Origin of the sequence: Corynebacterium ulcerans (genome assembly GCF_000767685.1) — a bacterium.
In the GTDB taxonomy this organism is placed as follows: domain Bacteria; phylum Actinomycetota; class Actinomycetes; order Mycobacteriales; family Mycobacteriaceae; genus Corynebacterium; species Corynebacterium ulcerans.
In genome coordinates this window covers 269465-288934 of the sequence record NZ_CP009622.1, presented here as the reverse complement: position 1 = coordinate 288934, position 19470 = coordinate 269465, and the positions used below count along the sequence as shown (strand labels likewise).

The following is a 19470-nucleotide window of genomic DNA, read 5'->3' as shown; positions in this document are numbered from 1 at the left end:
ACCCTGTTCTAGTAAAGTTTTCCTCATGGCCTCGTCCCGCTCGCAACGTTCCTTGCCCCACAACAACAAGACCTATTCCGCTACATCCATAGTGGCCGGTGTTCTCCATGCCTTTTCCTGGCTCGCTCTTGTCCTGGTGTGCATCTTTGCATTTAAAAATGGCCACTTCTCAGAGCAACTCATCGGGCTTAGTTTTATTGCCGTCGCAGCTACCGGAATCTGGGTGGCGATCTGCGGGGTTAACCGCCGGCGAGACAACTAAAATCTCCGGCTAACGATCGCTTGTGTCGTTTTTGAGAACGCTAAAAAATCTCTCCTGTGTTTTTGTAGGCGAGATACCCGCTACTGTTCTCAAAAACGACATTTTTGTTTAGCCCCGCTATCGTGTGAACTAAATGTTCGGATTTTGTTCGGGACGCGGCCCAATCCTCTGCAACAATACGCAACGCGCCCATTAAGACACAGCAAGAAACCCCAGCTAGAAACCATCTTCTAGCTGGGGTTTTATTGAGCCGCCTGCGAGAATCGAACTCGCGACCTTTTCATTACGAGTGAAGCGCTCTACCGACTGAGCTAAGGCGGCTGGGCTTAACGCAACAGCGTCATGTCCGCGGATAAGCTTACAACATAGCGGTCAAAACTTTAAAACGAGGTGCGTAGGTGCCACAAAATCGCTGTGCGTTCTCAATAGATCCCGTTGGGTACCGCCACCCTCTACTTAGCGGGCTCCGCAGGCCAGACGAATGCGTCCGATCATTGCGTCAAAAGCTACTTCTGGGCGAACGTTGTGGTTAATGTGCTCCCTGCATAGATTTATTGTATCGACGCAGGCAACCAGCCCTTCAGCGCTTACCTGCTGCGCTAATTCCTCTGCCAGACCAACCATATCTGGATGCGTCCGAGCTACGTCTGCGCGCGAGCTGACCATGATGGCGTCACGGTATAGCCCTGCTAGGTCAACAAGGGACAGATCCAGGCTATCGCGAATTGCTCGCGTTCTCCGCTTTTTCTGTCGTTCCTCTAGTTCACGCACAGAAGCCTCATACCCCCGCAACGCTTTATGCACTCCTTTGCCCCGAGCCCCCATTCCCAGTGAGTTACGTAGCTTATCCAGCTCTGCGTCGTTTTCTTGTGATAGTTGTTCCTCTACTTGTTTTGTCACAGTTTTCACGATTCCGGTCACTGCTTGGAATGCCTGGTCACCATGAAAAACAAGTTCAGCCATGTTCAGTATGCTTGCACGGCGTCGCTGCGCCTCAACATCGCGGGCCAGCCACCGTGCTCGTCCGATGTGCCCGCCGGAGGACGCCGCTGCCAGCTGCGCGTCTTGTTCTGTGATTGAGCCGTCGCGAGTAAGCACCGCCACCACTTGTTCCGTGGTCGGCTGCGGAACATACACGTGACGGCTCCTAGACAGCAGCGTCGGGATAATGTCTGTTGGGTCTGTCGAGGGGGCACACAACATAATCACGGTGTGCGCGGGGGGCTCTTCTACTGTTTTAAGTAGGGCGTTGGCGGCTCCGTCGGTAAGCCTGTCCGCATTATCCAGGATCACCACACGCCATCGTCCTACCGTCGGGCGCTTTGCGGCTGGTTCGACGACTTCCGCACGCATCGTCTCAACGGAGATGGATAGCTCACGGGGAACGATGTGGACTACGTCCGCGTGCGCGTTCGCAATCACCGAACGACACTGAGGGCACTGGCCGCAACCAGCCACATGGGGGTCCTCGCATTCCAATGCTGCTGCGAAGGCTACTGCTGCCACTGAACGCCCCGACCCAGGGGGGCCAGTGAACAGCCACGCGTGGGTCATTGCGCTGCTGTCCTCATGCGCTCGCGCCGCATACGCCGCAGCTCGGAGGGCTGGTGCAATGTGTTCGCTCACGCCCATATGCGAGAAGATGTCGTTGGTGCTCATCACTAACAAGAGTATCGCTAGTTTTGTATGACCGTTAAAGTAGTGGCATGACCAAAATGTGGCGCGCCTTTAAATGGCTCTTTGGCACATCGTGGCCGTTATACGCCACCACTGTCCTCGGCTCTAATGTGCTGGGGGCAGTTGGCGTCATGCTGTTTTTGCGATACCTCGTCCCCATGCCAGAGTTTGCGGCTTTTACCAAGGGAACCAGCTATCTTCCCACCTTAGGGATTAGTTACTTGGTGGTCGCGGTTGCTTTTGGCATCGTGGTGACGTTCAGGCTGTTCCGTCCTGTCCTGGATTGGCAGCGTCACCCAGATATTCACGACCCCAACATGGTGCGCAACCTCGTCATGCGCATCCCCTTTTATCAATCGGCTCTGTGCGCTTTGGTGTGGCTTATCGGCATCGTGATTCTTGCGGTGGCTTCCGCACAGACTTCGCCGCGCTTAGCTCTGGCCATTGTCGTCGCCACTACGCTAAGCGGGTCTGTTGTCATTGTTTTGACGTATCTTGAGGCCGAGCGCCTCGTACGCCCTGTGGCGGCCACTGCCCTAGCCCGCAGGTTTGAGGACTCGACTCTTGAGCCTCCCATTGCTTCTCGTCTGCGCCTCACCTGGCTGTTGACTTCAGCGGTCCCCATCTTCGGCGTGATCCTTATGATCGTGGGCTACCATGCGGGTTTCTTTGGCCATAACGTCCGCGACATTATCCCGGCTGTTCTCACGCTCTCTCTAGTTTCACTTGTCACCGGATTCTTGGGCACGACCCTGTCCATTATGAGCGTTGTAGACCCCATCCTGGAGTTGCAGGGGGCCATCAACAGGGTGCGCCGGGGAGAAAGCGATGTCCAGGTGGACATCTACGATGGTTCCGAGCTGGGCGTACTGCAGGCAGGTTTCAACGAGATGATGCGTGGGCTCAAAGAGCGCCAACGCGTCCGCGATATTTTTGGCCGTTATGTGGGTGCTGAGGTCGCGCGTCGGGCGCTCGAAGAAAAACCTCAGCTGGGCGGCGAGGACAGAGAAGTCGCCGTGGTCTTTGTCGATGTCATCGGCTCCACAACCTTCGCCGTCAACCATGGCCCAGAAGAGGTCGTGGCAGAGCTGAACAAGTTTTTCGAGCATGTAGTCGGCGTGGTTCACCGAAACAAGGGCATCATCAACAAATTCCAGGGTGATGCCGCCCTTGCGGTTTTCGGTGCACCTATTACGCTTTCCGACGCCACCGGGCATGCACTCGCCGCCGCGCGTGAGCTACGACAAGAGCTCAGTGGACTACGGCTGGAAGCCGGCATTGGTGTTGCCTCAGGGCACGTGGTTGCAGGGCATATTGGCGGTCTTGACCGTTTTGAGTACACAGTCATCGGAGACGCTGTGAATACCGCAGCACGTCTCACGGAGATTGCCAAAGACACTCCTGGCCGTGTTCTCACTAACGCCGCAACCCTCAAGAAAGCTAACGAGGCAGAACAGGGTCGCTGGACTCTCATGAAGTCCGTGGAACTGCGCGGACGCAGCATGATGACGCAGCTTGCACGTCCCATCCGACCTACGCTTGCAGACCGTTCTTAGCAAGAAGAACGCTGACTCTTCCTTCCTTTTACACGCGCACGTAGAAGATGATGGCCTGAGCACACGCTGTTACGCGTTGTTTATCTGTCGACCGAATGGACTTTTACTGGGCCTCAGTTCTACGCTAAACCCGATCTTTTTGTGATTCTTGCGCGTTTGCTGTCCCTCTGTGAACCGCGCATCTTTCCCCACATACTAGGAAGGAAATGTCGTGTCTGACACCGACATTGCGAAACCAACCACGGGTTCCAGCATCCGCGAACTCACCCTGCGCGCCGTCATCATCGGCGGCCTAATCACCCTCGTGTTCACGGCCGCCAATGTTTATCTGGGGCTTAAAGTTGGCATTACTTTTGCCACATCCATCCCCGCTGCGGTTATCTCGATGGCCATCCTGCGTCGTTTCGCAGGACACACCATCCAAGAGAACAACATCGTTCAAACGATTGCGTCTGCAGCTGGCACTCTATCTGCCATCATCTTCGTCCTCCCCGGCCTCATTATGGTCGGATGGTGGAGCGGATTCCCCTACTGGACCACGGCTTTTGTCTGCGCAATTGGCGGCATCCTAGGCGTGATGTACTCCATCCCGCTACGTCGTGCACTGGTCACGGGATCTGATCTTCCTTACCCCGAAGGCGTGGCAGCAGCTGAGGTACTGAAAGTCGGCAACGACGCAGGCAATGCCCAAGAACACGAAGGTAATAAAAAAGGCCTGGTTGTTATCATCTGGGGCGGTATTGCTTCTGCTGGCTACTCTCTGCTCACTGCAATGAAGGGTGTCGCAGGATCGGTTTCCGCCACGTTCAAAGTCGGTGCCGGCGGAACCATGTTTGGTTCCAGCTTGTCCCTCGCGCTCATTGGCGTAGGCCACCTGGTCGGCCCTGCGGTCGGCATCTCTATGATCGTCGGCCTCCTGATCTCCTACGGTATTCTGCTTCCTTACTTCTCTGCAGCCCCTCTAGCGGCAGGCGGCGAGCTTTCGAGCGTCGTAAGTTCTACTTTTGTCGGCGAGGTTCGCTTTGTCGGCGCCGGTGCGATGGCAGTCGCTGCAGTATGGACGCTTATCAAGATCATCGGGCCCATCGTCAAGGGCATAAAGGAATCCCTCGCATCCTCTCGCGCGCGTGCCGCAGGCAGCGACGTCGAGCTCACCGAACGCGACATTCCATTTAGGCTGGTCGTCGGAACGATCTTAGCCGCCATGCTGCCCGTGGGAGCTCTGCTCTATCTCTTCATTCACGCATCTGAAATTTCCCACCACACAGCAACGCTCGTGATCCTCAGCATCGTATTCGTGCTGCTCATTGGCCTCATCGTTGCCTCTGTATGTGGTTACATGGCCGGCCTCATCGGTGCATCTAACTCCCCGATCTCCGGTGTGGGCATCATCGTTGTTCTTGCATCGGCCCTGCTTATCAAGGTAGTTACTGGGTCCGAGTCCGACTCCAACGCTCCCGCTCTGGTTGCTTACACACTGTTCACCTCTGCGGTGGTCTTTGGTATTGCCACGATTTCAAACGACAACCTGCAGGACCTCAAGACCGGTCAGCTGGTCAATGCGACCCCGTGGAAACAGCAGGTCGCTCTCATCATCGGTGTGCTCTTCGGCTCGATTATCATTCCTCCCGTCCTTCAACTCATGCTCGACGGCTTCGGCTTTGTAGGGATGGAAGGCGCTGGCGATAACGCTCTCGCGGCCCCGCAGGCAGCGCTACTCTCCTCGGTGGCAAACGGCATCTTCGGTGACTCTCTCAACTGGAGCCGCATTGGCCTCGGCGCCATCATCGGCGTTATTGTCATCATCATCGACGAGGTTCTCAAGCGCACCAAGGGCTGGAGCCTTCCTGCACTCTCTGTAGGCATGGGCATCTACCTCCCCATCGCCCTCACGGTCATTATTCCGGTCGGCGCATTCATCGGATACTTCTACGACAAGTGGGCAAAAAAGCAAAGCAATCCGGAGTTCTCCAAGCGCATGGGCATTTTGCTTGCCACCGGCGTGATCGTGGGTGAATCCCTCTTTGGTGTATTCAACGCCGCCATGGTCGGCGGCACGGGAGACGAAGAACCGCTAGCTATCTTTGGTTATGGCGAAAATGTTGCCACCTGGGTAGGGCTCATAATATTTGTGCTCATGGTGGTCTCGCTCTACCGCTGGGTTCGTAGCAAAGCCTCTGCTTAAAGCAGACGCAATCCCCTCTGACTGAACTTCTGTGAGTTCTGACAGAGGGGATTTTTGCGTTCAGGGCCCCAAGACGCTCCAGAGCCTGCATTACCGTAGACATAAGAGGCTTCAAAGGCCCAAAAACTGCTTAATGTCTATGGTAATGCAGGCTTGAAGCAAAGGTTCATACCTAAATACAAAATTAGGCCCCTTTGAGGAGCCTAATTTCAGTAGATCATTTCTTGCGTCCAGCCTTGACCACTCGTTTTGTGGTCTTCGCAGGCTTTTTCACAGCCTTTTTCGCTGTGGTCTTCTTGGTCGTTTTCTTCGCAGTCTTCTTTGCCGTCTTCTTCGTGGCTTTCGCTGTGCCGCCATCTGCGGCTTCCTTCGCACGACGCTCTGAGAGAAGCTCGTTAGCGCGCGCATCCGTAAGCGCCGTGGGGTCGTCGCCTCGTCGCAAAGAAGCGTTGGTAGTGCCGTCGGTTACATAAGGTCCAAAGCGGCCATCGCGCACAGACATGGGCTTGCCGGAGACGTCGTTATCGCCAAGTTCTTTGATCACGGATTGGGAGGTAGCGCCTCGGCCACGTCGTTTAGGCTCAGCGTAGATTCGGCGGGCCTCGTCGAGAGTGATAGTAAAGATTTGCTCTTCTTTGGCCAGCGAACGCGAATCGTTGCCCTTTTTCAGGTACGGACCGTAGCGACCGTTCTGCGCGGTAATGGGCTCATTATCGCTGGGGTCAACACCAACCTCGCGCGGAAGGGCCAGAAGCTGCAGGGCTTCCTCAAGCGTGACGGTAGCAGGCTCCATGGCTTTGAACAGCGACGCGGTGCCTGGTTTCAGGGTCTCGTCAACGATCTCAGCGATCCGCTTTTCTTTCTGCTTAACTGCGGTCTTGGTCTCCCAATTCTTGGCGCGCTTACCTTCGGCGGCACGCTGCTCGTCTTCGGCTTTGCGTTCAGCAGCAACAATCTCTTCTGCCTTGGTCTCCACCTGAATACGCTCATCGTCGTTGACCAGCTCGGTGACGTAAGGGCCAAAACGCCCTTCCTTGGCCACGATCATGCGGTCGTTCTTGGGATTCCTTCCCAGCTCACGGCCGGACTGAGGCGTCGCAAACAGTTTCTCCGCCACATCGAGGGTCAGTTCATCTGGGGTTGTGGTGTCTGACAAGTTGGCGCGCTGATATTCAGCTTCGCCATCAGCGGTTACACCGATCTGTCGTTCGATGTAAGGTCCGTACCGCCCAACCCGGACGTTAACAGCGCGGCCTTCTGAGTCCTGGAAGAGCTCTAGAGAGTTGACCAAGCGCGCGTCAATGTGTTCGAGGTTGTCGCCAACCAGTGCCTTAAGCCCGCCATGGCGTGCGATGGATTCTGCAGTGGCGTCGGAGGCTTCAGCATCACCAAAATAGAAACCGGTGAGCCACGCGGTGCCATCTTCCCGACCTGCGGCGATGTCGTCTAGCTCATCTTCCATCGAGGAGGTGAAATCGTAATCGACAAGAGCGGAGAAGCTCTTCTCCAAAAGCCCGACGACTGCAAAAGCTACCCAGCTGGGGACTAGCGCGTTACCGCGGGAATAAACGTATCCGCGATCTTGGATCGTCTTGATAATCGAGGCATACGTCGATGGGCGTCCAATGCCCAGCTCTTCCATTTTCTTCACCAGCGACGCCTCTGTGTAGCGCGCAGGCGGGTTGGTGGAGTGCTCGTCGACTTCCAGCTTGTTCACGTCCAATGCATCGCCCTCAGCGAGACGAGGCAGATGATGCTCGGCGTTGTCGGCGAGGTCGCGGCCGTCGGAAAGCTTGGTGATTTCCACGTATGCGCGTAGGAAGCCCGGGAAGGTGATCGTTCGTCCAGTCGCTGAGAACTCAGCGTTCTTTCCTGCGATGGTCACCTTCATGGAGGTGCCCTTGGCGTCTGCCATCTGGGAAGCGACGGTGCGCTGCCAAATGAGCTCGTAGAGTTTAAATTCCTCGGCATCGAGCTGGGAATGAAGTTCTCCGGGGGTCGCAAAACGCTCGCCCGCCGGGCGGATAGCCTCGTGAGCCTCCTGCGAGTTCTTCACCTTACGGTCATAACGACGCGGCCCATCGGCCACATAATCATTCCCATAAAGGGAAATCGCTTGTTCGCGGGCGGCCTTGAGGCCTTGCTCCGACAGAGTCGTGGAGTCTGTACGCATATAAGTGATATGACCGTTTTCATACAGACGCTGCGCAATACGCATGGTGCGCTCGGACGTAAAGTGCAGCTTGCGACCGGCCTCTTGCTGCAGAGTTGAGGTCATAAACGGCGCATAAGGGCGGCGCGTATAAGGCTTTTCTTCCACCTTAGCCACGCTCATGGGAGCACCCGTCAGTTCCGCAGCCAACGCCTCAGCGCGCTGCTTATCGACGACCACAACGTCGCCTTTAAGCTCACCGCGATCATTGAAGTCGCGGCCCGTAGCCACGCGCTTGCCATCAACGGAGGTAAGACGGCCAGTGAATTGGTGTGGGTTTCCATCCGTATCGGGCTTACCTGTATCAAATTCCGCCTCGATGTCCCAATATTCAGCGGAAACAAAAGCCATACGCTCGCGTTCTCGTTCAACGATCACGCGAGTAGCCACCGACTGAACACGGCCCGCAGAAAGCCTCGGCATGACTTTCTTCCACAGCACCGGAGAAACCTCGTAGCCATAGAGGCGATCGAGGATACGGCGAGTTTCCTGTGCATCGACCAAGTTTGCGTCCAACTCGCGGGTATTCTCCGCAGCCGCCAGAATCGCTGGTTTGGTGATCTCATTGAACACCATGCGCTTCACGGGCACTTTAGGCTTGAGAACCTCAAGCAGGTGCCATGCGATGGCTTCCCCTTCACGGTCGGGGTCTGTGGCAAGTAGGAGTTCGTCGACAAGCTTAAGCTTCTGCTTGAGGTCTGCGACTTTTTTCTTCTTGTCTGCGCTGACCACATACAAAGGCGCAAAGCCATTCTCTGTGTTCACGCCAAGCCGAGCCCACGGCTCCTTTTTGTACTTAGCTGGAACATCTGCAGCGCCTCGCGGGAGATCGCGAATATGCCCCACGGAGGCCTCAACGATGTAGTCATCGCCTAAGTAGGGGGCAATTTTCTTAGCCTTCGTCGCAGACTCGACGATCACAAGGCGCTTAGGTCCGCTCTTTTCAGCCATAAAAGGTGAAAACCTCAATTCACAAAAAGCACGATAAAAATGCGTTGGCACCTTATAGTACGGGTCTACTACGCACCTTTGTCCAACGCAGGAATCCCAAAACACTAATAAGGCAGGAAAAAGGGCGTTTCCTACTCCCCTTATCGGGATGGTTCAACTATAAAAAAGTACCCCCGACGGTCATCATGTGACCGCCGGAGGCACTAAAGCTTGTAGGTGCTACGCACTCCCCTTACGAGGAATTACAGAGCGTGAACCTGCTGAGCCTGAGGACCCTTAGCTCCCTCGCCGATCTCGAACTCAACCTTCTGGTTCTCTTCGAGAGTGCGGAAGCCATTGCCCTGAATCTCAGAGTAATGAACGAAAACATCAGCGGAGCCATCGTCCGGTGCGATGAAGCCGAAACCTTTTTCAGCGTTGAACCACTTCACAGTTCCCTGTGCCATATTTAAAACCTTACTTCTAGAATTTTCGGTGAATACCGAATTGCAGTGGAGCCGTTCATCCTCACACCTCGGAAACACCACGAACTTTCATGTTGGAAAGCCCGCAGATCACCTCTGTAAAAATGCCACCAACCGTTAGCTGGATTCGGCGACCATAGCCCAGTGTGTCACGTTTAAGCGCTCAGCGATAGGTCATTCAAAAAAATGCTAGATTGTTGCAGGTCGCACTAAAATAATTAAGGATTTCCCATGGCTGGAACTAACCCCGATATGGGGTATCAATTGGGCCAAGAGCTCGCTTCCATCGTGGCAGACAGGTACCCCAACTCCACGTGTACACACCTGGAAACCGCCCCAGCCAAGCCAGCACGCTACGCAGAATGGCCAGAATGGGTCTATCCCCCTATCAAAGAAGCCCTTGTGAACCGAGGCATTCAACGGTTGTACTCCCATCAGCAAGAAGTCGCACACAAAGCGTGGGAAAAAATAGACACCGTCATTGCAACAGGTACATCCTCCGGTAAATCACTGGGTTATCAACTCCCTATACTTTCTTGCCTTGCATACGACTCCACTGCATGCGCGATCTATCTCACGCCCACAAAGGCACTCGGATCAGATCAGCTCAATGCAGTCACGCAGCTGGTGGGAGAAGCGCAAACCATGGGAGGCGATACGTTACGCTCTGTCCATCCTGCCCCTTACGACGGCAACACCCCCTCCGATGCACGCTCCGGGATCCGTGAACAGTCCCGCTTCATCTTCACCAATCCCGACATGCTCCACGCAGGAATTCTTCCCAACCATCAGCGCTGGGCTCGGCTATTCCGACACCTGCGGTTTATCGTGATCGACGAATGCCACTCCTACCGAGGAGTTTTCGGCGCTGGGGTCTCCCTTGTTTTGCGTCGGTTTCTCCGGATAGCGGCCCGCTATGGAAGTACTCCCACGGTGATCTTGGCATCGGCCACAAGCAACAACCCTGCTGAGCACGCCGAATTGCTCCTAGGCCGTCCCGTGCATGCGGTTACCACGGATTCAGCCCCCACTGGCGCACGCACCGTCATGTTGTGGGAACCAGGCTTTCTCGACGGCGTGGAGGGCGAGCATGGCGCTCCTGTACGGCGCGCAGCATCATCGGAGGCAGCCAGCATCATGGCTACTCTCATCACAGAAGGCGCACGAACCCTCACCTTTGTTCGCTCCCGACGCCAAGCCGAGCTCACCGCTTTACGTTGCGCAGAAGAACTGTCCTATCATGGCCACCCTGATCTGGCCCGCCGAATTTCAGCTTATCGAGCCGGGTACCTGGCCGAAGACCGCCGAAAAATCGAAGAACAGCTAGATAACGGCGAACTCCTCGGCGTCGCCAGCACCAATGCCCTGGAACTCGGTATAGACGTCGGAGGACTCGACGCAGTAGTGACCGCAGGTTTCCCCGGAACTGTCGCTAGCTTTTGGCAACAGGCAGGTCGAGCTGGCCGACGCGGCCAAGGTTCCTTAGTCACCCTCGTCGCCCGTGATGAACCCATGGACACGTATTTAGCCCACCACCCAGAAGCGCTTCTTGGTAGACCCATCGAGCGCACCGTTTTCAACCCACATAACCCGCACATTCTTGCTGGGCACCTCTGTTGCGCGGCATCAGAAGCTCCACTCTCCGATGCGGAGATTAATGCTCTAGGGGCCCAACAAGTAGCTGAGCAGCTAGAGCGCGAAGGATTGCTGAGACACCGCCGCCACGGGTGGTTTGCTGTTGAGAAACCCGGCGAACCACCCGCGCATGAGCTAGTGAGCCTACGAGGGTCCGGATCCGCCATCACCATTGTCGATGAAACTGACGGTCGAGTCTTGGGAACCATCGAACAGACTCGAGCGGTCTCCCAAGTCCACCCTGGCGCTGTTTATCTCCACCGGGGCGAGACTTTTGTTATTAACAGCCTCGATCTTGACCAACGCCTTGCACTAGCCCGCCCTGATGCTCCCGATTACAGCACCTACGCCCGAAGCACCACAGACATCCGCATCCTAGGCGAGGTAGATAAAGTTGCTAACCCCGCACCTGGCCTGTGGGTTTCCAACTTACATGTGGAAGTCACCGACAGGGTCACGGGTTATGTAGTGAAGGCACCAGACGGATCGGTTCTAGACATGGTGCCTCTCCAACTCCCACCACAAACGCTCGTCACGCGCGCGGTTGCGTACACAATTGATCCGCTTGTCCTGACTCAACTAGGAATCACCGATATCCCCGGCGCGCTACACGCCGCCGAGCATGCGGCGATCGGCATCCTTCCACTGATTGCTACATGTGATCGCTGGGATATTGGTGGTGTGTCCACAGAGCTTCACCCAGACACTGGGCTACCCACAGTCTTTGTCTACGACGGGCACCCTGGTGGTGCTGGGTTTGCCGATTGCGGTTACGATCGCTTCCCCGAATGGATTGCCACGACCTTTGACGCGATCCGCTCATGCTCGTGCGAGTCGGGGTGCCCATCGTGCGTTCAATCACCCAAGTGCGGTAACGGGAACAGCCCTCTGGATAAGGGCGGCGCGCTAACGTTGCTTGGTGCCATGTGCGCGATGCTCGGTGTCACGCCTTAGCCGGAGGTCTCGTTCATAGAGGTCCCGGTTTATAAGGGCCCCGCTCGCGCTTTCGCCGTTTGCCTGTCCACCTTGGCTTCGGCGATGACGTCCTCGTAGGCATGCGTGCAGTCGATGAGGACTGCGCCGTTGAGTACCGCTATTCTTTGGGATTCTTCACAGGCGTTCAAGCCTTGCGCTGCGGCGGTCGCTCCTGCGATCGCAGAAAGGTCGGCCGCGTTTTGGGCGGTGTGCTGATCTAAAACAGAGTTGGCGATTACTACAAAGCAGAGCAGCACAGCAGAGAGTGCCGCCATTATTCCAGCTCCCAAAACTGTTGTATTTCCGTCTTGATTGCGTACAAGCAGTTGAAGATTTTTCATGGCTGTTCCTTGGGAAAAATCGCGGTAGCTGTTCGCGTTCCTAGTGGACTCGGAACGCGCGCTGTAGCGGTAACCAATCCACCGGATTCAGTGAAATCAATCGTTCCTCGCGTTGCTACAAACTCCACGCCTATGGCATGAGCCCGTGCGGCGGCACCAGCATTATCAATTGCGGCTAATTGCGCAGCGACGCTAACAATCCCGCCACACATCGTCGCAGCAACAATAATGAGTGCCGCCGATGCAATTGCTGTTTCTATGGTGCTCATGAGCGCTTATTAACCTGGCGTTTTGTTCAAAGCATTCGTGATTATGCCTTCCAGAGCAGTTGATACTGAGCCACTCGTAGCCACTAAATACAGCGCGCCTGCCAAAGCTGTGGCTGCCAGCGCTCCCATGGCGTACTCGATGGTGGTCATCCCATCTTCATTATCAATGAGCTTGTGACAGTTATGGATGAATGCAGTAAGCATGACTTTTGTTCCTTTTCGTTGTTATGTCGGTTATGTCGTTGTTTCGTTTTCTGTTTTGGCAATCACGTGGGTCAATCAAGAAAAAATCTCAATCCCCAAGCTGATGACCACTGGCGCAAGTCCGAGTAAGAAGAATGCGGGAAGAAAACATACGGTCAATGGCAGTGCAATGAGCACTCCCGCGCGTTCTGCACGGGCAAGGCTTAGGTCTGATGCCCGTGCGCGCAATTGCCTAGCCAACCTCTCACACGCCTCAGCCAACGTCGCTCCTGATCTCTCCGAAGCTCGCGCAACTGTTACCAATTCTCCTAGCGCGGGGTGCCTAGCGAGGGGCTGCCATGCACGCTCAGCGGGCACTCCCATTTCGAGCATGATGGCCACATCCGACCATTCACTCCTGGTCCGAGTTCCCACACATGATGATTCTTCCGTCAAAGCCACAGCATATGCAGCCTGTGAAGGCGTCAAACCCGATTGCGCGCAAGCAGCAAAAAGATCCAGTTGAGAGGCGCTCTTACGTAGAAAATCTCCCGATAGCTGAGTCGCAAAAAACTTGTTCGTTAGCGCGTCCCAATGCTTTTTCACCCCAGCGGACTTTCTCTGAGGTCCGTCACGAGCGCGATGGATTCGGTATACAACATCAGGCCGTGTGATGCTGGCCGCTAATGCTATTAATGCCACCGCAATAACCGTCATCATCGCGCTTTCTCCATTATCGCTTGGCTCCACAGGTTCCCCACGCAGACCAATAGTGTCCCCAGTATTAAAAGCACTGCTCCGATACGTGTGTGAAGCAAAAATTCCAAGGCATTCACACCCATTCCTCGCCCCAGAAGAATCCCTGCAAAAGGTAGTGCGGTGAGGATATATGCCGTGGCTTTAGCTCCTTGCATGGCAGCTTGGGTGCGTTCTGCATGGCGCAGATCTTCATCCAATGAGGCTCTGTTTTTCTCCAATAAAGGCGCCAGCGCAATCCCATACCGTTCACTCAGGCGCCAAGCATGGGTTATTTTCTCTATGCCATGGATAGCAACAGCACGTTGCTGCCAATATGCGGACGCTGACCCTCCAAGGCGCGAGCTTCTCGACGCCGCCATGAGCGTATCCCTCAGCGCCGATTCAGGAAGGTTCTGAGCCACGTTTTCTAAAGCCCTGGAAGCTTCGACTCCCGCCCGTAAATCCCCAGAGAGACTTCCCAATACAGCTGATATTTCCTCTTGTTGCTTGCGTTGAGATACCTCTGATCGCCTCTTATTCCAAGCATTCACAACTGTAGCGACGATGAGCGCTCCTGAAACCACGAGAGAAATATGATGCCGAAAGGGAAAAAATATGACCGCTACAAGGGCCACGGTTATGGCTTTCTTCTGCCATCGTCGTGTGGCTTTCTTCCCTATAACCCGCTGTTTCGGAGACGGACATGCTGAAAACCAGGCGGCAACTGCAAGCATCATGAAGGATTCCACGAGGGCGCTCCTTGCATTGTGTCGTCCCACACCGAATGCACTTCAAGTGGGTATCCCTGAAGAACACCGATCTGCTGAAGCCGTCTCCCCTGCTGGGTTCTCTTCATAGCCAAAACCACAGGTGAAGCCGCTGCGAGTTGGGAATGCAAAGCTTGCCGATCAAGCCCACCAAGAGCTGCTAGAGCTTCAATCCGAGCTGGTACTTCCTGCAGCGAATTGGCGTGCAGGGTTCCTGCGCAACCCTCGTGTCCGGTATTGAGGGCCGCAAGCAAATCGACCACCTCTGGACCGCGTATTTCTCCGAGAACAATGCGATCTGGTCTCATCCGAAGAGCCTGACGCAACAAAGTGGTCATTGATATCTCACCACTACCTTCAGTGTTTTTAGTTCTAGAGACAAGCGACACCACGTGAGGATGTGCAGGTCGGAGTTCCGCAGTATCTTCAATGCACACTATGCGCTCTCCTGGGTCTACTTGAGCAAGCAGGGCACTCAGCAGTGTCGTTTTCCCGCTTCCCGTCCCGCCAACGACCAAAAAGGGTTTGCGCAGCGCAATCATCTCTTGCAGCCCACCAGCTACTTCTGGGCTAAAAGTCCCCGTTGCAGTGAGTTGTTTTATCGTCGTCGTTGCTTGTCTGAGTACCCGGAGGGAAAGGCAGGTACCGCTTTCCGACGGCGGGCTCAATACCGCATGAACGCGGATACTTGTGGCGTCATCCCTGGTGATTCGCCCGTCGCCAAAGCAATGCGAATGATCAAGCCTGCTGCCGGATGCCACTAAGAATCTGGTGGCTAATCGCCTGACTTCATCATCTGAGGCAAAAACCACGTCGGCGCGTTCCAATCCTTGCCCGCGATCAAACCACACTCCTGTGGTTCCATTGACCACGATATCGGTCACTCCGGGGATAACCAGAAGCCTCTCTAGCTGGCCGATCCCAACGGAGTCGTATCTCAGTTGCCTAAGCAGCGAGATCATGTCTACGTCGCTTATGACTCCGTGTGCTTCTTGCCTGACCAGACTCGCAAGCGATGCAGAATCCGCCAACTCTGGGTCTTCTGCGATTCTGCGTTGAACACGTGCTACCACGTCTTGATGGTTCATCATGCTGCCTGCGCTTCTTCCAGCACTGCCGTCGCTGCAGCCTTGAGACTGCGCGGCAAAGGCGACGAAAGACCCGTGTATTCGGTGGTTTTTGTCAGCCGTGACAGATTTCCTATTTCCGCTACAACATCGAGGTGCGCTGCTCGTTCAACATCAGTGGCATCCACCGATGACCATAAGCGGTGCCGCAGCACGCCAACGACTTTGATGTTGCGGGCGCGCATCTGTTGGACTAATTTTTCTGCGGCTGCGACCGCGCGAATTTCGGCGGGAATGCACAGCACTACGCAATCGGCGGCGTCAAGAGCGGAATCGGCAATGCTCGTTCCGCGTAAAAGGTCGACAACCACGCTGGTGTGCCCACGCAGGCTCCGAATAACCGCATTCAATGTTGTGTCATCAATAGTGCGCACGTCATTGCCACGGGCCACCGTGAGGACGGAAAGCCCCTGAGCAGTCTTAGGGAACGCCGCGATGAGGTCGTCAGAACGCACGTCACCTTGACGTAACACCAAATCATTCCACCTCATACCCGGTGATTCCTCGATACCTAGGAGAAGATCTACACCGCCAGAAGAAGGATCGGCATCAATCAGCACAGCGTTCTCACAACTGAGCGCTATAGCGCTGGCAAGAGTTGACGTCCCCGCCCCACCGACGGCGCCCATAACCGCTATCACAACGCCTTCCGCTGGTGGCGGATCATCGTCTCTACCAAGCGCTTTGAGTAATTCTGGCGCTTGCGCCGGCACAACGTATGCTGCCTCTGCATGGCACGCCATGGCCAGTTTCCAATCGATGGGGCCAGGTTCTGCTGCGAGCAGAAACCGCCGAGTGCCAGCGGGAAGCGTTGCTGCGTGCGGAGCCGTTGTTGCGTCGACAAGCACGGCAGCAGCTCGATGAGCATGGCGAGTAATTTCCCGGGGGTCAGTGCTATCGATCATGGGTCGCCCCGTAGCTGCGACTATATGCACGGCTTCGGGGTGAACAATGGGATCCGTTACTGCTATGAGTACTGGTGCTGGCTTCATAACTGACAGCTTTCACGCAACGCCGGCTTATGACGAGTGTGAGTAAAGAGCTTCTGTGGATAACACGATTCTCGTCTCGATTTTTCTAATTTCTGTGGATAACTCCCCGATCGGGTTGCGTAATGGGGATGAACTCACTATTAGGCACACGAGGCTACTGGTTTGTCGTTTTTGAGAACGCTAGCCGCTGAAGCGGACACACAACCAGGCAAAACCCCAAGGTAAGTTTTCTAGCGTTCTCAAAAACGACATCGCACACTCCAAAAACCGCATAGCTGCAAGAGCAATGTCATCTGAGAAGACTTGCCCCATGCGTCCGCTCAGACCAGATCAATCAGCTAGATGAACTGGTCTTTCCTATCAATTGGGTTTACCCCTACCCACGCAGGAGCAATGCGAAGGAACATAGACTGGAAACAATTTGATGGGACAGAACTGAACCATTAGCCGTGAGCAGTTAATGGAATATAAATTTCTGCCCCTTCGTCTTTCATTCTTCTCAGTTCCACAAAATGTTTGGGATCGTCATCTCTGTCCCCTCCGAGCCATTTAATCTTATCGTCGGAGCCATAATCTAAATCCGGGGCAATTGTATTACCGGCAAGTTGATCCACCCATCCTTTGACGGCAGTATCTTCTTCCGAAGAGACACCCTCACTGCTCGGTATTGGGGGCATTTCCATGCCAACATACGCAATTCCTTGTGCGGACATCACTGAAAATACGCAATAGACGTACTCGGAGGTTCTCCAAGTAGCTCGCACTTCAACGTCCTCGGGAGGCATAGCAACATCGCCTGCAAAATACCTTTTTAGTAGTGAATTCATATAAAACCCAAAGGACGATAGGCTCCAGTTAGCTGCCATGTTGCACGCTCCGTATTTCAATACACAGAAAACTTTCGCTTTAGCTCACATCACTTCATTTATTTTATATCCGCTACCGCAAGTGCTAGAGCGACCCAATAGGTAGAGGTGGACATTGCGTCCGTTGGTACAGCAAGCGGTAGAAGAACCTGACAGAAATAGAAGCAAACCGATAACCAGCAAGTCCCACTTCCGAGTCAAAGGCAAACCGCAGTAAAGCTGCTGCGAGAGAATCCTACGACTCAAAATCGGCAGTGATTAAGTGATTAAGGCAGTGAAGCTGTTCACTATGCAGTCTCGGTACTGAGGGACAAGAGTTAACCGAAGACTAAACCCGCCACCGCTTAACCCAGCAACGGTCGCTTAAACATACAAAAGGGCGGCTCGCGCTAGGGGGGGTAAGCACGAGCCGCCACCCGGCCACAGGGGGGGCGGGCCGGGGCAGGCCACACTGTATATCGGGGCCTTGCACTCGTCATTATTGCACAAACCACAACAACAGGCAATACCCCGCGAGACATCGAGCACATTTTTTCTTTTCAATACACCTTCAGTACGCCTCTAGTCCGCCGCTAACGCGTCGTCACCGCACCACACACCTGACATTTTTGCTCGTAACGGCGTAAAAACAGCTACAATCGCTAGGCACTATGGCACATTCATCCGAGCACCCCCGCCCCGGAGCATCACACGATGATTCCGCCCCTGCTTCCGGCATGATATTTCCCGCCGATTCTTCCGAAGTTGTCGCTTTTTTTGATTTGGATAAGACGATCATCGCGACATCCTCCGTCTATGTGTATGGCCGAGAGTTTCTCCATTCCGGTTTGATCTCCCCTGCCACCGCTTTGCAGATTTCTATAGCTAAAGCCACCTATATGATCGCCGGCCACAGTAGCGAGCAAATGGATACCACTCGGGACCAATTGGCTCAGATGATTGTTGGGTGGAGCGAGGAACAGGTAAAAACCATCGCCACGGAGACGATGCACTCGCTGGTCACGCCCACCATTTATGAAGAAGCCCGTGAGCTCATCCGCATGCATCAGGAGGCAGGCCACGATGTGGTAATCATCTCCGCGTCAGCTCGTATTTTGGTGGAGCCGATCGCTCAGGAGCTGGGAGTGGAAACAGTTGTTGCCACAGAGTTGGTGGTAAAAGACGGCAAATTTACTGGTGAGATGCCCTTTTATTGCAAGGGGGAGATGAAGGCTCAGGCGATTGCAGAGCTCACTCAACAGCGGGGATATGCACTGGAGTCCAGCTTTGCGTATTCGGATTCGGTCACGGATCTTCCTATGCTCGAAGCCGTCGGCCACCCGATTGTGGTGAACCCGGATCGAGCGCTGCGTCGAATAGCTACGGAAAAGGGCTGGGAAATCCGCACGTTTAAAAACCCTGTTCCCCTTTTTCCCAAGCCCACGATGCGGGAAGTTCAAATCGGCACGGGTGTCGCTGCGGGAGTCGCCGCGATGCTGGGAGGCGTGGTGTGGTGGAATAAGCGGACGGATAAGCGCACTTAGCTTGCCGACGCCCCACTCCTTCCCGCAACCCAGCCCCATCACCGAGCCGCAGCTGCGATGGATTCCGCCTCTTGCGCGCCGGCTATCATCGCTTTGAGATACAGCTCTATGAATGTCACCGCCTGCTCCTGACCTGCCGTGAAGTGCGCTGCGCTCGCTTGATATTCGGATCGGTGCCTGCGCAGATAGGTTTCTGGCACACATAATCCACGAGGATCACTGCCAAAGGTGACCGCTGCACTACGAGCAGCAACGCGTGCCACGAGCGCACTTCTAGGGCCAAAAGCTCCGCGCCCGATGATCTCCCCATGCACAACAGCCGGTATCAGAGCCGGATTGGGGTCCGATGTGATCACGCTGGCTAGGACTTCAAGTTCCGCGGATGCAGAGGTAGGTCTGCCGGGCCCTCCCGCCAAGGCGTCTATACGGGCAAGGACTTGGAGTGGCGCACGGAGAAAGGTCCTCGATGTTTGTTCGATCACAGCTGGCGCGAGCATGCTGTACCCACTGATGTGGTACTTTTCCCCCAGTTCGGGATCAAGAGCGGCGCTGGTTCGTGCGCCTCGCAGCAGCGATTCTGAGGAGGTAACTTCATACTTGCGCAGGTTGACTGGCCTGCGATGTACTGCGGCGATGCCATCTGTAGCACGTTGAGCGAGTGCTTTAATTTCACCGGATGCGAGTAGATGGTCCAAGGTTGCCATGAGTTTTAATACTACAAATACACAACAATCTATCCAGTAAATT

At 55.0% G+C, this 19470-nt stretch carries 17 protein-coding genes and 1 tRNA gene; 5 read left to right on the top strand and 13 right to left on the bottom strand.

Annotation, left to right across the window (positions count from 1 at the left end; genetic code table 11):
* Window positions 1-25: 25 nt before the first annotated feature.
* Window positions 26-262: a hypothetical protein gene (locus CULFRC11_RS01335; protein ID WP_023635027.1), complete on the top strand. Its 237-nt coding sequence runs from the start codon at window positions 26-28 to the stop codon at window positions 260-262.
* Window positions 263-510: 248 nt separating this feature from the next.
* On the opposite strand, the gene CULFRC11_RS01330 is transcribed toward CULFRC11_RS01335, so the two are convergent.
* Together CULFRC11_RS01330 and CULFRC11_RS01325 are read right to left on the bottom strand one after the other, a co-directional pair.
* Window positions 511-583, bottom strand: a tRNA-Thr gene (locus CULFRC11_RS01330).
* Between the two features lie 135 nt (window positions 584-718).
* Window positions 719-1921 (bottom strand): DNA polymerase III subunit delta', encoded by a 1203-nt coding sequence (locus CULFRC11_RS01325; RefSeq protein WP_038620310.1) that lies wholly within the window; start codon window positions 1919-1921, stop codon window positions 719-721.
* A 47-nt stretch (window positions 1922-1968) separates the two neighbouring features.
* Here CULFRC11_RS01325 and CULFRC11_RS01320 point away from each other — a divergent pair, with 47 nt between their 5' ends.
* Together CULFRC11_RS01320 and CULFRC11_RS01315 are read left to right on the top strand one after the other, a co-directional pair.
* Window positions 1969-3495: an adenylate/guanylate cyclase domain-containing protein gene (locus tag CULFRC11_RS01320; RefSeq protein ID WP_023634984.1), complete on the top strand. Its 1527-nt coding sequence runs from the start codon at window positions 1969-1971 to the stop codon at window positions 3493-3495.
* A 211-nt stretch (window positions 3496-3706) separates the two neighbouring features.
* Window positions 3707-5680, top strand: a complete 1974-nt coding sequence (locus tag CULFRC11_RS01315) for an OPT family oligopeptide transporter (RefSeq protein ID WP_038620307.1) — start codon at window positions 3707-3709, stop codon at window positions 5678-5680.
* A 217-nt stretch (window positions 5681-5897) separates the two neighbouring features.
* Here the strand turns inward: CULFRC11_RS01315 and topA are convergent, their stop codons facing one another.
* Window positions 5898-8843, bottom strand: a complete 2946-nt coding sequence (topA, locus tag CULFRC11_RS01310; RefSeq protein WP_023634983.1) for a type I DNA topoisomerase — start codon at window positions 8841-8843, stop codon at window positions 5898-5900.
* 242 nt (window positions 8844-9085) lie between these two features.
* Window positions 9086-9289: a cold-shock protein gene (locus tag CULFRC11_RS01305; protein ID WP_013241084.1), complete on the bottom strand. Its 204-nt coding sequence runs from the start codon at window positions 9287-9289 to the stop codon at window positions 9086-9088.
* 249 nt (window positions 9290-9538) lie between these two features.
* On the opposite strand from CULFRC11_RS01305, the gene CULFRC11_RS01300 reads away from it, so the two are divergent.
* Window positions 9539-11896 carry a DNA 3'-5' helicase SftH gene (locus tag CULFRC11_RS01300; protein ID WP_038620305.1) on the top strand — a complete coding sequence of 786 codons (2358 nt, stop codon included), beginning with the start codon at window positions 9539-9541 and terminating at the stop codon, window positions 11894-11896.
* A gap of 29 nt (window positions 11897-11925) precedes the next feature.
* Here the strand turns inward: CULFRC11_RS01300 and CULFRC11_RS01295 are convergent, their stop codons facing one another.
* The 8 genes from CULFRC11_RS01295 to CULFRC11_RS01260 all read right to left on the bottom strand — a co-directional run bounded on the left by CULFRC11_RS01295 (window position 11926) and on the right by CULFRC11_RS01260 (window position 17200).
* Window positions 11926-12258 carry an Rv3654c family TadE-like protein gene (locus CULFRC11_RS01295; protein ID WP_023634981.1) on the bottom strand — a complete coding sequence of 111 codons (333 nt, stop codon included), beginning with the start codon at window positions 12256-12258 and terminating at the stop codon, window positions 11926-11928.
* Window positions 12255-12527 (bottom strand): hypothetical protein, encoded by a 273-nt coding sequence (locus tag CULFRC11_RS01290; protein WP_023634980.1) that lies wholly within the window; start codon window positions 12525-12527, stop codon window positions 12255-12257. The genes CULFRC11_RS01295 and CULFRC11_RS01290 overlap by 4 nt, the downstream gene beginning before the upstream one ends.
* 9 nt (window positions 12528-12536) lie before the next feature.
* A complete protein-coding gene (locus CULFRC11_RS01285) occupies window positions 12537-12731 on the bottom strand; it encodes a DUF4244 domain-containing protein (protein WP_013910669.1) in 195 nt (64 codons plus the stop codon).
* Window positions 12732-12806: 75 nt separating this feature from the next.
* The gene (locus CULFRC11_RS01280; protein ID WP_023634979.1) at window positions 12807-13430 is read right to left on the bottom strand and encodes a type II secretion system F family protein; all 624 of its coding nucleotides are present in this window, start codon (window positions 13428-13430) and stop codon (window positions 12807-12809) included.
* A complete protein-coding gene (locus tag CULFRC11_RS01275) occupies window positions 13427-14182 on the bottom strand; it encodes a type II secretion system F family protein (RefSeq protein ID WP_031269906.1) in 756 nt (251 codons plus the stop codon). The genes CULFRC11_RS01280 and CULFRC11_RS01275 overlap by 4 nt, the downstream gene beginning before the upstream one ends.
* Entirely contained in the window at window positions 14182-15306 is a 1125-nt protein-coding gene (locus tag CULFRC11_RS01270) for a TadA family conjugal transfer-associated ATPase (protein WP_023634977.1), read from the bottom strand. Before CULFRC11_RS01270 ends, CULFRC11_RS01275 begins: the two co-directional genes overlap by 1 nt.
* Complete coding sequence (gene ssd, locus CULFRC11_RS01265; RefSeq protein ID WP_023634976.1) at window positions 15303-16334, bottom strand: septum site-determining protein Ssd; 1032 nt, start codon at window positions 16332-16334, stop codon at window positions 15303-15305. Before ssd ends, CULFRC11_RS01270 begins: the two co-directional genes overlap by 4 nt.
* Window positions 16335-16777: 443 nt before the next feature.
* Entirely contained in the window at window positions 16778-17200 is a 423-nt protein-coding gene (locus CULFRC11_RS01260; protein WP_023634975.1) for a hypothetical protein, read from the bottom strand.
* Window positions 17201-17850: 650 nt separating this feature from the next.
* Here CULFRC11_RS01260 and CULFRC11_RS01255 point away from each other — a divergent pair.
* Window positions 17851-18723, top strand: a complete 873-nt coding sequence (locus CULFRC11_RS01255; protein ID WP_023634974.1) for an HAD family hydrolase — start codon at window positions 17851-17853, stop codon at window positions 18721-18723.
* A 38-nt stretch (window positions 18724-18761) separates the two neighbouring features.
* On the opposite strand, the gene CULFRC11_RS01250 is transcribed toward CULFRC11_RS01255, so the two are convergent.
* Entirely contained in the window at window positions 18762-19427 is a 666-nt protein-coding gene (locus CULFRC11_RS01250) for a hypothetical protein (protein WP_023634973.1), read from the bottom strand.
* Window positions 19428-19470 lie beyond the last annotated feature (43 nt).